The 12,938-nt window shown below is 50.0% G+C and carries 10 protein-coding genes; 6 read left to right on the plus strand and 4 right to left on the minus strand.

The features are described from left to right. Position 1 precedes the first annotated feature (1 nt). The 4 genes from mreC to rodA are packed head-to-tail and all read left to right on the plus strand — an operon-like array spanning position 2 to position 4,729. Positions 2-871 carry a rod shape-determining protein MreC gene (gene mreC, locus POREN0001_RS05295; RefSeq protein ID WP_004333656.1) on the plus strand — a complete coding sequence of 290 codons (870 nt, stop codon included), beginning with the start codon at positions 2-4 and terminating at the stop codon, positions 869-871. A gap of 3 nt (positions 872-874) precedes the next feature. After that, the gene (locus POREN0001_RS05300) at positions 875-1,390 is read left to right on the plus strand and encodes a rod shape-determining protein MreD (RefSeq protein WP_004333618.1); all 516 of its coding nucleotides are present in this window, start codon (positions 875-877) and stop codon (positions 1,388-1,390) included. Between the two features lie 14 nt (positions 1,391-1,404). After that, entirely contained in the window at positions 1,405-3,270 is a 1,866-nt protein-coding gene (gene mrdA / locus POREN0001_RS05305; RefSeq protein ID WP_004333704.1) for a penicillin-binding protein 2, read from the plus strand. Next, complete coding sequence (gene rodA, locus POREN0001_RS05310) at positions 3,260-4,729, plus strand: rod shape-determining protein RodA (RefSeq protein ID WP_040580784.1); 1,470 nt, start codon at positions 3,260-3,262, stop codon at positions 4,727-4,729. The genes mrdA and rodA overlap by 11 nt, the downstream gene beginning before the upstream one ends. A 26-nt stretch (positions 4,730-4,755) precedes the next feature. Here rodA and POREN0001_RS05315 read toward each other — a convergent pair whose 3' ends face one another. The 4 genes from POREN0001_RS05315 to POREN0001_RS05330 form a co-directional block, all read right to left on the minus strand. Next, positions 4,756-5,583, minus strand: a complete 828-nt coding sequence (locus POREN0001_RS05315) for a glycosyltransferase (RefSeq protein WP_004333863.1) — start codon at positions 5,581-5,583, stop codon at positions 4,756-4,758. Between the two features lie 115 nt (positions 5,584-5,698). Next, a complete protein-coding gene (locus tag POREN0001_RS05320; protein ID WP_004333523.1) occupies positions 5,699-7,420 on the minus strand; it encodes a SulP family inorganic anion transporter in 1,722 nt (573 codons plus the stop codon). A gap of 80 nt (positions 7,421-7,500) precedes the next feature. Beyond that, positions 7,501-9,213, minus strand: a complete 1,713-nt coding sequence (locus POREN0001_RS05325; protein WP_004333851.1) for an alkaline phosphatase — start codon at positions 9,211-9,213, stop codon at positions 7,501-7,503. A 33-nt stretch (positions 9,214-9,246) separates the two neighbouring features. Further along, positions 9,247-9,726: an arginine repressor gene (locus tag POREN0001_RS05330; RefSeq protein ID WP_004333639.1), complete on the minus strand. Its 480-nt coding sequence runs from the start codon at positions 9,724-9,726 to the stop codon at positions 9,247-9,249. Positions 9,727-10,228: 502 nt separating this feature from the next. Between POREN0001_RS05330 and pta the strand changes: the two genes are divergently transcribed. Both pta and POREN0001_RS05340 read left to right on the plus strand, forming a co-directional pair. After that, on the plus strand, positions 10,229-11,236 hold the full coding sequence (gene pta / locus POREN0001_RS05335) for a phosphate acetyltransferase (RefSeq protein ID WP_004333546.1): 1,008 nt from the start codon (positions 10,229-10,231) through the stop codon (positions 11,234-11,236). Between the two features lie 28 nt (positions 11,237-11,264). Next, positions 11,265-12,464: an acetate kinase gene (locus POREN0001_RS05340; protein WP_004333633.1), complete on the plus strand. Its 1,200-nt coding sequence runs from the start codon at positions 11,265-11,267 to the stop codon at positions 12,462-12,464. The last annotated feature ends 474 nt before the right edge of the window (positions 12,465-12,938 follow it).

Below are 12,938 nucleotides of genomic sequence, written 5' to 3' on the forward strand. Positions count from 1 at the left end.
GGTGCACAAGGCGACTGAATTCCTCCTCTCCCGAGGGCATTGGATTCTCCTCTTAGTGATTGAGGGGTTGGCTCTTGTGCTGATTTTTAATAGTGGATTTTACCATCGTTTCCTCAATATTGCCTTTTCTAATCGCTTGGTGGGATCTATCCAACAGGTCACGGGGGAGGTCTCTAGTTATATTGGGCTTCGGGAGAAAAATCGCCTACTTACGGAGAGCAATGCGCAGCTAGAAATGCAGTATTTGCAGCTTAAGCAGCAAATGGATTTTGCTCTTGCCGATACCATAAAACCTCTCACTTTTGTACGTGACTCTACTGAAGCGATCCCCGAAATGCAGTTCCTTACCGCTCGGGTGGTTAGCTCAACGATTAATAGAGGGCACAACCTTATTGTGATCAATCGAGGTGCAGAGGCAGGGGTGAAAAAGGATATGGGCGTGATGAGTGCTCGTGGGATTGTGGGGATTGTCTCCTCTGTATCGCAGGGCTATTCGGTGGTGGTGCCCCTAATAAATCCCTCGCTTAAGCTCAGTTGTAAACTTAAACGGACAAACCATTTTGGCTACTTGACTTGGGACTCCCCGGGCTCGGTTACATCAAGACTTACCGATCTACCTTCGCATGTGCGAGTAAACGTTGGCGACACCATCGTGACGAGTGGGTATAGCTCTGTATTCCCTCCCAATTTGTATGTGGGTCGGGTGGATAGTTCGTATCAGGTACGAGATGGGGTTGCTTTGGGCAATGGCAATATCCCTGTTGCTCTGGGTGCCGACTTTGGTACCCTTGATTTTGTATATGTTGTGATGGCGGGAGTCTTTGTTCCGCATGAAGCATTAGACTCTGTTCAATCCCTCTATATTCCATAGATTATGGGGCGTTATCTACTTCTCTTTTGCAAGATTATAGTACTGGTTTTGCTGCAAGTGTGGGTCTTTAGTCCGCTCTATGTCTTCCGGTTGGCTACCCCCTTCCCTTATATCTATATACTCTTTCTTATCCCGATAAATGTCTCTAAAATGGGGATTACTTTGTGGAGTGCCCTTTCGGGCCTTTTACTTGATATCCTATCAGGGACTCCGGGGTTGCACATGGCAGCTTTTACGGCTACAGGCTTTTTGAGGAGCTATCTTTTGCCTCTGTTTGTGGATGCAGATACAGATGGTTCTTATCCCCCTTCGCTTGCTGTTAGTGGCTGGGGAATTGCTCTCTTGCTCCTTATTCTTACGGCATTCCACCACACTCTTTTATTCTTGCTTGATGCGGTAGGTGCGTTTGATTTACCCTATTTCTTGCTTCGCTTGGGTACCAGTATTGTGGCAACTTATATACTTACCCTCGTGTGTCTGTTGCTGCTGGGATATCGCCCTCGTAAGCGTAGAGATTAGCTTCGTCTGCCCCGATGAAACAGGAGAATCGTAACGAAGCGCAACGCTCCATCTTCCTTATGGCTCTAGCCGTACTGCTTGTCCTCGGATATGTGGCGCGGCTCTTTTACCTCCAGATATTGAGCCCGGAGTATAAGTCGAAGGCAGAGAATAACGCCTTTTATCACCATGTTATCTATCCCGAGCGTGGAGCTATTTTCGATCGTACGGGCAAGCTCCTTGTCTACAACGAACCCGCCTATGATGTGATGGTCATTACTAAGGAGGTGGGCGAAAATTTAGATTCTCTGGCTCTCTGTAAATTGCTATCAATTGATATCGAAACTCTCCGGCAACGCTTCGAAGCTGTTCGAAACCGCGACCTCAATCCGGGCTATTCGCCTTATACCCCTCAGCGTCTTTTGGCACAGGTTAGTGCAGGAGATGCCGGTCGTTTTCAGGAGGTTTTGTATAAATTCCCGGGCTTCTCTGTACAGCATCGTAGTATCCGGCGATATGGTACGGAGGTGGCAGCCCATGTCTTGGGGTATATGAGTGAATGCAGTCCCGGCGATTTGGAGCAAGATAGTCTCTTGGCCCCCGGTGACTATGTGGGGAAATCGGGAGTAGAGCGTACCTACGATGCGGTCTTGAGAGGTACTAAAGGCTATGAAGTAATGCTTCGCGATGCACGAGGACGAATACAGGGGCGGTATAATAATGGCGCCAATGACGCAAAGGAGGTGGCAGGGCGTAATCTGACGCTTTCTATTGATGAGGGTTTACAAGCTCTAGGAGAGAGGATGATGCAGGGCAAGCGTGGCGGTATTGTGATGATAGAGCCTGCTACGGGAGAAGTACTCTGCCTCGTTACAAGTCCTGCCTATCCGCCCTCTCTTCTCGCAGGGCGGGATATTGGGAAGAATCACTTGCTCTTGGCATACAATCCGGGTAAGCCCTTGTTTAATCGTGCCCTACAGGGAACCTATCCTCCAGGCTCAACTTTCAAACCGACACAGGCGGCAATTCTGCTCAACGAGGGGGTTATTACACCTCAAACGCTCTACACTTGCTATCGGGGGTATCCCTATATGCGAGGGAGACCTGCCTGCCATGGTCATGGTTCGCCCTTAGCTGTGGAGTTTGCCCTAACCACTTCGTGCAACGCTTTCTTTGCTTGGGGATTGCACTATATGCTCGATGATCGAAGGCGTTACTCCACGGTACAGGAGGCCTTTACGCATTGGAAAGATTATATGGTGCGGATGGGGTATGGCTATCCTCTTGGGATTGACTTGCCGGGAGAGAAGCGTGGCTTTATCCCCAATAGCGAGTACTACGATAAGTGGTATAAGGCAGGATGGAACTCCTCCACCATCATTTCAAACTCCATCGGTCAGGGTGAAGTCTTGGCTACACCCCTGCAAATGGCCAACCTTGCAGCTATTGTTGCCAATAGAGGCTACTATTACCGTCCGCACGTTGTACACGAGATAGAGGGTATGTCGCTTGATACGGCTTATAGTCACAAGCAGTACACGGGCATTGCCGCGCAGCACTGGGAGATCGTGGCAAACGGCATGGCAGGGGCAGTACGTGCAGGTACTTGTCACGCTGCCAACTTTGCGCCCGGGGAGATTGAGGTATGTGGGAAAACAGGTACTGCCGAGAATCCCCATGGCCCCGACCACTCCGCGTTTATCGGTTTCGCCCCTCGCAATAATCCCCAAGTAGCCATTGCCGTATATGTGGAAAACGGAGGCTTCGGGGCTACTTATGGGGTGCCGATTGGGCGTGTGATGCTGGAGTACTATTTGCGTGAAGGGCATCTGTCGCCCGCGGCTGAGGGGATTGCCTCTCGAATGTCTCACTCTTACCTTTCTTACAGAAATGCGCCCTAATGCTCCGTCTTCTATCTTTCGAAGGATTGATTGGATCCTAGTAGGCTTGTATCTTCTGCTTGTCATTACGGGCTGGTTCACCATCTGCGGTGCCAGTTATAGCTTCGAAACGTCGAGTCTGATAGAGTCGGGGAGCCGCCCTGCTATGCAGCTTATTTGGATGGGGCTAAGCGGAGTCCTTATCTTCTTGATACTCTTGAGTGACGTAGGATGGTTTGAGACTTTTGCTCCCATTTTCTACCTCGTGATGATGGGGTTGCTGCTGGTAACAATATTCATTGCCCCCGATATTAAGGGATCGCATTCGTGGCTGGTGTTGGGTCCCATGCGCCTACAGCCTGCCGAATTTGCTAAGATTGCTACGGCTCTGATGCTGGCAACGACGCTCAATCGCTACAAGTTCCGCCTTAACTCTTGGCGCGCCTATGGTGAGGTTTTTGCTATTGTGCTTCTCCCTATGATGCTTATTTTCTTGCAAAAAGAGGCGGGTTCTGCCCTGGTGTATACCGCTCTCTTTTTAGCTCTCTATAGGGAGGGACTCTCGGGGATATTCCTTGGCTTGGCCTTTATCTCCGTGGTGCTTTTTGTGATGGCTCTATCCCTTGCCGATACTATGTGGGGGGCAACAAATGCTGCCTATTGGGCAATTGCTACAGTCATTACTTTTTGCATGTGCATTGCTCTCTTACTCAGCCCAAAGTCTCGCTCTCGCCTCTTCAGTTGGGGGCTGGTAGGCTATGCCGGAGTCTATCTTTTGGCACTTCTCTTTAATCACTTCTTCCCCTTCGATATCAGTTTTGTAGCCATCGGGATCCTCGCTCTACTCATCGGGTATTGCCTCTGGATGGCGGTAAAACGTTTTGCTCGTCGCTACCTACTCACGGCTCTTTTGGGGATTGGATGTGTGCTTTACTCCCTTTCGGTCTCATTTGTTTTCGACAATGTGTTGCAGCCCCACCAGCGAGGGCGTATTGCTGTTGCGCTCGGACTTAAAGAGGATCTAAAAGGGATGGGCTACAACGTAAATCAGGCAAAGATTGCGATTGGATCGGGTGGACTTACGGGCAAAGGCTTCCTGCAAGGAACACAAACGAAGCTCAGCTATGTACCCGAGCAGGATACGGACTTTATCTTCTGCACCGTGGGTGAAGAGCACGGATTCCTAGGTTCCACAGCCTTGTTGCTGTTCTACTTACTCCTTATTTTACGCTTTTTCTACTTGGCAGAGCGGCAGGTGAATGCTTTTGGACGAGTCTATGGCTACTGCGTTGGCTCGATATTCCTTTTCCATCTTGCCGTGAATGTGGGTATGGTACTAGGGCTGGTGCCTGTAATTGGTATCCCTTTGCCTTTCTTTAGTTATGGGGGCTCCTCGCTGTGGGGCTTCACCATCTTGCTGTTTATTTTTGTGCGAATTGACGCTGACCGCAAGAGGGAGCGTTCGCTGCGTCCCTTCTGATTTGTTAGGAGGTACTGCCTATCTTCTTAGTTGTTGATGCGTTTTCGCAGGAACCTTTTGTAGATATGGTAGAGCCAGGGACCCGGTACAAGGCGAGGAGGAATGCGCAGCAGAAGGTTGCGTACATACTCCCATTTGTTGATGAAGCCGATCTTGTAGAAGGTTTTTTGTAAGCAGATGTCTCGCCGGATATAGTACCATCCTCTCCGGCGACCGAGGGTGGCGTGGTTCATACGAAAGTAGAGAAGCGACTCGGGTAGGGAGTGAAGTCGCCCTCCTTGTAGGATAACTCGTGCCCAGAGGTAGTAGTCTTCGAATAGGGGGAAGTGCATATATCCTCCGGCTTTTAGGATGGCGGCTTTGCGGAAGGCTACGGCAGGATGATTGACAGGGCACCGATAACGTGCAAAGCGCACAATCTCCTCGTGCTTCTCGGGTAGGGTGCGGCGAGAGATCACCTCGCTGGGAGAATCTACAAACTCGTCGATACTGCTGCTGAGGAGATCCACCTCCGGATGTTCGTGAAGGAAGGTGATTTGACGCTCAAAACGTGTGGGGAAGGCAATGTCGTCCGTATCCATACGCACTACAATATCGTAGGAGCAATTTTTCATCCCCTCATTTAGGGCGTTGCCCAAACCCCCGTTTTTTTCGAGTCGTACCACCTTGAGCACTTCGGGGTGCTGCGCTTGGTAACCTTCGATAAGGGCGTCTAGCTCCGGGGTGAGAGGTCCATCGCACACGAGTACCACCTCCGGGGCGGGGAGGGTTTGAGAGAAAACGCTATCTAGTGCTGCTGTGAAAAATTGAGGATGCTCCTTGTAGTAGGTGGAGAGAAGTACGGAAAACTCCATCCGTTTTTCGTCGATTGTGGAATTGTTCATCGTGTCAAATTAGTTCCTTCCTCTCTCTTCTAACGAGCTTTTCGTGTGGATATTGTCTCTCCCTGGTTTCTTTTTGAGGGGAGCATTACTCTGCTATGGGGGCGGCTTGGAGTAGTGTGTGGGCATGTTGCAGAGCAAGATGGATGTCTCTGCAGATATTTTCCTCTCCAATCTGTGCGGCAATCCCCGACTTTTCAAGCGTCTCGTGTACTTCTTCCCTCACCCCCGAGAGCACAAGTACGATCCCGGCTGCACGGCACTTCTCCGCCATAATGGCAAGGTTGTGAGCACCGGTTGCATCCACAAAGGGTACTCTTCGCATCCGCAAAATACGCACTTTGGGCTTCCGTGCCACAAACTTAGTAACCTCTTCGAAGCGGTTGGCAATACCGAAGAAGAAGGGGCCTTGGATCTCAAAAATCTCTACTCCTTGGGGTACTTCTAGGGGTTCTTCGGAGGAGGTTTGAGCTACCTCGTTGTCTAGAGGTACCACACGGTCGTGGCGAACCACGTCGCTGGCAAGGTAGGTGCGGCGCATAAAGAGAAGCATACTCAGTAGCATCCCTATCTCAATGGCAATGGTGAGGTCTAGCATAACGGTGAGTACAAAGGTCACCACTAGCACAACGATATCTCCCTTGGGGCCATGTAGTATGGCAAGGAAAGACTTCCATTCGCTCATATTATAGGATACAACCACCAAGATTCCGGCAAGGCAAGCCATTGGGATATAGGCTGTAAGGGGGCCTAAGAAGAGCATGATAAGGAGCAGAACCACAGCATGTACAAGCCCTGCAATAGGGGTGCGCCCGCCATTTTTGATGTTGGTCATGGTACGAGCAATAGCCCCTGTTACGGGGATTCCTCCCACAAAGGGTACCACCACATTGGCGACCCCCTGAGCTACCAACTCTACATTAGAATTGTGTTTCTCCCCGATGGCTCCATCAGCCACAGAGGCACTTAGTAGGGATTCTATCGCTCCCAGCATGGCAATGGTAAAGCCACTCGGGAGCAGCTCTTGGATGGTAGCAAAGTCGAGCTTGAGGGGGTGAATCTCGGGGAGCTTTGAAGAAAAGGTAAAGCGATCGCCAATGGTCTCCAGCCCCGAGACTGTCGTATCCCTTTGTAGTAGGTACACCACCAACGTCATTACGATGATGGCAACGAGAGAGCCGGGTATCTTCTTAGAGATCTTGGGGAAGAGGAAGACCAGAGCCACCGTGGCAATTCCTATGAGAGCCGTAGCCCAATCGAGGGTGCCAAAGCTCTCGAAGTAGACACTCCACTTGCCGATGAAGTCTCCAGGGAGAGCCTCCGTTGTCAGCCCGAATAGGTCTTTTATTTGGGTGCTAAAGATGGTAACGGCAATACCGCTCGTGAAGCCTACTATAATAGGATAGGGGATAAAGCGAATCACACTCCCCAGCCGCAATACGCCCACAAGGATGAGGATAAGCCCGGCTATGAGGGTGGCAATGGCCAGCCCTTCGATGCCGTGTTGTTGGATAATACCGTAGACAATAACGATAAAAGCACCTGTAGGTCCCCCGATCTGTACGGAACTCCCACCCAAAAACGAGACAATAAAGCCCCCGATGATAGCGGTTGTGAGGCCAACCTCGGGGCTTACGCCGCTGGCAATACCAAAGGCTATGGCAAGGGGTAGGGCAACGATACCTACAATGACCCCTGCCATAATATCCTTGGTCAAACGCTCCGTAGTATATCCGCGGAAGCACTTAAACAGCTGAGGCGTGAACCCCTCAAGGGCATGTTGCCATGCTCGTTGCTTTGTTGTATTCATAACGTCGGTAATCCTTAAAAACTACCGCAAAGATAGCCCCTTTTTCTTCATTAACATTATTCCTAGAGGCTGCCGCATGTCTATAGGATAAGGTCTAGTACAGTCTTGTTGAGGTAGAATGTCTGCGTCTTATCCACCCATACAGCATTGTTGGGGGCTTTCAGAAGCTTCTCTTTTCCGCGCTTGAAGTCCTTATCTGTACCGATTGCCATTTTGGGACTAAAGGGATAGATACGGAGCTTCTTGGACTTAGCGAGGGAGACCTCTAGGTAGTTCGGGATTTCGCCTTCGGTGCCTACGATGTGGCAGTCGTACCCTTCGAAGAGCTGTTTGTGTGGGGTATATGCCTCTTGAGTGATGAGGGGAAGTTGACCCTCCAATCCCCAAAGTCGGCATAGATATTCATTGATTTCTGTATTCAATATCATACCCATGGGGCGAGTGTCTTGGGGGTGGTAGGCTGCCAAGAATACCTCTTCGCCCGTGTGGCTATGGGTCGTAAATCCAAAGGGCATGTGCTGCTGATAGATAAGGATAACCACGGCACTCAAAGATCCGTTGTAAAGCCCTGTTTGTGCGGAGCTCCCCTTGCGTTGCTCTAGAGGGATGGGGCTGTGCTCGTATTCTTCGCACTGGTAGAGGGCATCGAGTTCCTCGTCGGAGAGGTCAATAGCGGCGTAGTGGTGGAAGAGCTCGCGAGCTTGGTCGTTGGGAGCTTCGTTGAGCAGTTTGGCAAGCCCGGCAGCGGTACGTTTGATGTCGGTGAGCTGACCGAAGAGTACCTCCGGTCCTTGCTTATCTGCATGACGAAGACGTTGCAACCCAATACTCAAACCACTATTGCCGTGGTCGGGCATGATAACGATGGCGGTATTTCCGTCACGGCGAGCGAAGTCTAGGGCTACCCCTACGGCTTTGTCAAAGGCAAGCATTTCTGAGGCGATCCCTACGGGGTCATTGGCATGGGCTGCCCAGTCTACTTTGCTCCCTTCTACCATAAGGAAGAATCCTTCGCCCTCGGGGTCGTTGAGTAGGGAGATTGCTTTCTCACAACTCTCGGCAAGGGAGGGGATCTTGTAGGGATTTCGATCTAGGTCGTAGGGCATGTCGTACTCTCCAAAGAGAGCCCACATTTGCTTGCCTTGGAAGGTGCGCATGGATTTGAGGTCGTTAGCAAAATAGGGGATGCCTTGTTCTTTGAGCGATTGTTGTAGCGCGGGGGTTATGATCTTGTTACCTCCACCTATCACTACATCTACGGGTAGGTTTACGATCTGCGGTGCAATCCAATCATATTTCTTGCGATTGTAGGAGTGAGCGGAGCAATCCGCCGGAGTAGCATGGGTAAATTCGCATGTAACAACAAGCCCGGTACGCTTCCCTAGCTTCCACTTGCCTGCCTCTAATAGAGTGGCCAGGGGTTGATAGGCGAGCTTAGGGTCTAGGGGCTGTAGGTCGTGATCGGTACTTACGGGATAGGTGGCAATAAATCCGCTCTGTGAGGGAATGCCCGTCATGTAGCAACTGGTGGTGGGGGCGGAGTCGCCGATGGGGGCGTCGGAGCAATAGGTGAGTACCGTCCCGCACAGGATTGAGTCAAGGTGCAAATGTAGCTTATTGGGGTGTTGATAGCGTTGGTACCAGCGTGCTAGAGATAGCGCAGGTAGGGAGGTGCCATCCGGTATCATTACAATAATGTTGCGCACGGGTTTTACCGTGGTAGGGAGTTGCCCCCACAGGGTGCCAAAGCTAAGGGCAAAAAGGACTAAGAGTAGGATTTTCTTACGAATCATAATAGGGAAGGGATAAAAAGATGGGGAATGTTTTTAATTGGCTCGGGCTAACTCGGGAATGATTTGAGCAAGTACGCTCACCACTTCTTCGCGAGAAACCCCATCTGCCGGTATTACGAGTATGGTGTCATTGCCTGCAATCGTGCCCACAATGGCGTTGTTGGCAATGGAGTCTATGTCTACACAGATGCTGTGGGCATAGCCCGAGCGCGTTTTAAGTACAACAAAAGACCCCGAATAATGGATAGAGCGAAACCCCTTTGTCCCCATCACACGGAATACATCTTGTGTGGCCCGAGCCTGTTCGCTGGGCATCCGGTAGCAGCTAATATCCTCTCTGGAGTAGCGATCTTTGGTGATGTTGAGTTCGTACATGTCACGCGAGATGGTTGCCTGAGTGGCACTGATCCCATTGATCAAAAGCAGCTCGCGCAGTGTCTTCTGGTTGGGGACGTCGTTGTTGCGAATGAGACGACAGATGAGAGCTTGTCGTATTTCTTTCTTTGTTGCCATGATGCGTTTTTGATATGTCTAGTGGGCATTCTCCCCCTCTTTTATTGCCCTTTTGCTCTTTGGATTAAGGAGAAGATTGCCACCCTGCAAATGTAGTAAAAATGAATAATATAAGTGATATGAATAAGGTGGCTTTCTGGCTTTTTTGACCTGTATGCCCTATCGCTCAAAATCCTCTGCCTAAAAACCTCTCCTTTTTCAGCTGTTTTCTTGGGGGATTCTGCCCTAAACTTTTTTCATTTCTGCCTGTGGAATAAAAATTTTCTGGCCTGTATCCATTTCTTTTTCACCCAGACTTTTTTTTGTGGTTTCACGCGTGGATTTTTCCTGCTCTCGCGCTCGCTCTAGCGAGGTGGGCTATGTTCGTTTGGGTAATAATAGCTAACTTTGTGGGGCTTAACGCACGAATATATAAATGACTACGTTGTGCCTTCTTCTCTTTCTCCCCCGGGGGTGTCTTTGAGAGGAGAGCGGCAGAACTAGACCTAATGAATATTGCACAATGGATTTGATGAAAGAAATCGTAGCGCGTGCTGCTGCTAATAAGCAACGCATTGTGCTGCCCGAGGGGACAGAACCTCGTACTCTACAAGCTGCCGACAGGCTTTTGGCTGATGGTGTTGCAAACCTCGTTCTCATTGGCGAACCTGCCGCTATCAAGGCTAAGGCTGCTGAGTTGGGGCTTACCCATATCGGTGAAGCAGAATTGATTGACCCCAATTGCCACGCCAAAAAAGAGGCTTACCGTGATCTCCTTATGGAGCTTCGTAAGTCTAAGGGAATGACCCAAGAAGAGGCCGATAAACTCGTGGTAAATCCTCTCTACTTGGCTTGTCTTATGATTAAGGCAGGCGATGCAGATGGCGAACTTGCCGGGGCACAAAATACAACGGGCAACGTGCTAAGACCTGCCCTCCAGCTCATCAAAACAATGCCCGGCCTTAGCTGTGTGAGTGGAGCATTCCTCCTCTTTACCCAAGCAAAGCAATACGGCAGAGAGGGGCTTCTTGTTGTGGCAGACTGTGCCGTTACCCCCAACCCCAATGCCAACGAACTAGGGCAAATCGCTGTGGCTTCGGCTACTACGGCTCGCGCTATTGGTGGTATGGAGCCCCGCGTAGCTATGCTTAGCTACTCTACCAAGGGGAGTGCCAAGGGCGAACTTGAAGATAAGGTGGTAGAGGGGTTGCGCGTGGCCAAAGAATTGGCTCCCGACCTCGCTATTGATGGAGAGTTGCAGGCAGACGCGGCTCTTGTGGAGGCAGTGGCATCCCTCAAAGCCCCCGATAGCCCTGTGGCTGGTAAGGCAAATGTGCTCGTATTCCCCTCTCTTGAGGTGGGTAACATCGCCTACAAGTTGGTAGAGCGCCTCGGTGGTGCTATGGCTGTAGGGCCTATCCTCCAAGGGATGGCTGCTCCTGTAAACGACCTCAGCCGTGGCTGCTCGGTAGACGATATTTACAAGATGGTGGCTATCACCGCCAATCAAGCTATTGCTGCTAAACAATAAAATCACCTCTTAGTCTCATATCTATAATATGAATGTATTAGTGCTTAATTGCGGAAGTTCGTCCGTAAAATATAAATTGTTTCAGATGCCCGAAGGCAAAGTGCTTGCTCAGGGTGGAGTAGAAAAATTAGGTTTGTCGGATTCTTTCCTAAAGCTCAAATTGCCTTCGGGAGAGAAAGTGGTGCTTGAGAAAGATATGCCCGAGCACACGGTGGCTATCGACTTTATCCTCAAAACGATTACCGGTAGCGAATATGGCTGCATCAAAAGCCTCAGCGAAATTGATGCCGTGGGTCACCGCTTGGTGCATGGGGGCGATAAGTTCAGCGAAAGCGTGGTAATTACCGATGCGGTAGTAGAAAGCGTAAAGCAGTGCATTGATCTTGCTCCTCTTCATAACCCCTCTACGCTTAAGGGTGTGGCTGCCGTTACGGAACTAATCCCCGGAGTTCCTCAGGTAGGTGTGTTTGATACCGCCTTCCCTCAGACGATGCCACAACGCGCTTTTATGTACGCACTCCCCTATGAGTACTACGAAAAGTATGGCGTGCGCCGCTATGGCTTCCACGGAACAAGCCACCGCTTCGTAAGTAAGCGTGCCTGCGAGTTCTTAGGGCTCGACTACAACAAAGTACGCATTATCACGGCTCATATTGGCAACGGAGCCTCTATGTGCGCGATCAAAGAGGGTAAGTGTATCGATACCACCATGGGACTTACCCCCACGGAAGGCCTTATGATGGGTACTCGTGTAGGGGATGTAGACCCTGGTGCTCTCGTCTTCATTGGTGAGAAAGAGAGCATGTCCATGGCACAACTCTCCGAGGTAATCAATAAGAAGAGTGGGGTACTTGGTGTGAGTGGAGTCTCTAGCGACATGCGCGAAATAGAAGAGGCTATCTCTCAAGGAAACGAGCGTGCCAAACTCGCGTTGGAGATGTACGACTACCGCATTAAGAAGTATGTGGGAGCCTTTACCGCCGCTATGGGAGGTTTGGATCTTCTCATCTTTACGGGAGGTGTTGGCGAAAATCAGACCACCACACGAGAGTATGTTTGCGAAGATATGCAGTATATGGGTATTGAGATCGACAAGACGCTCAATGCGAAGATACATGGGGACGAAGCTCTGCTTTCTACGAAAGAGAGCAAGGTAAAGGTAGTGGTAATTCCTACCGATGAGGAGCTCATGATCGCCCTCGATACGGTGGTTCTTACCTCAAAGTAAATCTCTTCCCTCCCCACTAAGGGGGAAGAAAGAAGCGGTTCTTACCTGTATGGGTAGGAACCGCTTTTCTATTTCCTCTCCTATCTTTCGACGGGCCCCTCCATAAACCCCCTCTTCTACAGCATCAACAACAAGGCATGAGACGAACGGTACTAGTCTCTTATATATAATATAGGTGTACCCTTTTAGAAGAAGCGGATGTGGTCCTTCCTTTTCCGCCTCTGTCTCCTCTTTTTCTTCCTCAAGAGAGTTTGTTGGAATAAAAGGAGCTATTTATGTCTTCTTTTAGCCTCCAATTTTCTTTTTTGCCGAGGACGGATTTCTCTATTTGCTCCTCTAGAGATGAAAATTTCACCTGTCGAAGCAAAAATGTTGTATAGAAATTTTTGTGAATGCACTTTTTTATATGCATAGGTTATATGCGCTTTCTATTTTCTAGCCTTCCCTATCCTTGTTAATATCTTCGTCTGTTTT

It is taken from the genome of Porphyromonas endodontalis ATCC 35406 (genome assembly GCF_000174815.1).
Taxonomy (GTDB): domain Bacteria; phylum Bacteroidota; class Bacteroidia; order Bacteroidales; family Porphyromonadaceae; genus Porphyromonas; species Porphyromonas endodontalis.